Here is a 966-nt window from a genome sequence, read left to right on the forward strand (position 1 = left end):
TGACGCCAGAAGTGGAATTTTCTCGTACCCTTTTCCGAGGAGGTTCCATGAAGACATCCCGCTTCACCGACAGCCAGATCATTGCCGTCCTCAAGCAGGCCCAGGCCGGCACGTCAGTGCCGCAGTTGTGCCGGGAGCACGGCATCAGCTCGGCGACGTTCTACAAGTGGCGCAGCAAGTTTGGCGGCATGGACGCATCGCTGATGTCCCAGCTCAGGGAGCTGCAGGACGAGAACCGGCGCCTGAAGAAGATGTACGCCGATGCCCAGCTCAGCGCCGACCTGCTGAAGGAGGCGATGGCAAAAAAATGGTGAGGCCATCTCAACGCCGGGAGATGGCCCGACGAACATCCGGCATGCCTGCCGGACCTTTGCGGTGAGCGAGACCTGCTTTCGCTATCAAGCCAAGGCCAGCGAGGAAAACGCCCAGATTGCCGATTGGCTGGTGCGGTTGACCACAACCTATCGTGATTGGGGGTTCGGCCTGTGCTTTCTGCACCTGCGCAACGTGAAGGGCTTTGGCTGGAACCACAAGCGGGTGTACCGCATCTATCGGGAGCTGGAGTTGAACCTGCGGATCAAGCCGAAGAAGCGGCTGGTGCGCGAGCGGCCAAAGCCGTTGGCGGTGCCGGAGACGATCAATCAGGTCTGGTCGATGGATTTCATGCACGACCAGCTGGCCGATGGCCGCAGCTTCCGGTTGTTCAATGTGCTCGACGACTTCAACCGTGAGGGTCTGGGCATCGAGGTCGACTTATCGCTGCCATCGGCCCGGGTGATCCGGTCGCTGGAGCAGATCATCGAGTGGCGTGGCAAGCCGCGCGTGATTCGCTGTGACAACGGGCCGGAGTACATCAGCGGCGCGCTGTTAGCCTGGGCATAGCAGCGCGGCATCCGGATCGAGCACATCCAGCCGGGCAAGCCGCAGCAAAATGCCTACGTCGAACGCTATAACCGCACCGTCCGC

General features: G+C 61.3%; 1 pseudogene. It reads left to right on the forward strand.

The window, feature by feature from the left end:
* Positions 1-47: 47 nt before the first annotated feature.
* Positions 48-966 (forward strand): annotated as a pseudogene (locus XAXN_RS21315) (IS3 family transposase); the annotation flags it as partial.

Origin of the sequence: Xanthomonas axonopodis (genome assembly GCF_001304695.1) — a bacterium.
GTDB lineage: Bacteria > Pseudomonadota > Gammaproteobacteria > Xanthomonadales > Xanthomonadaceae > Xanthomonas > Xanthomonas axonopodis.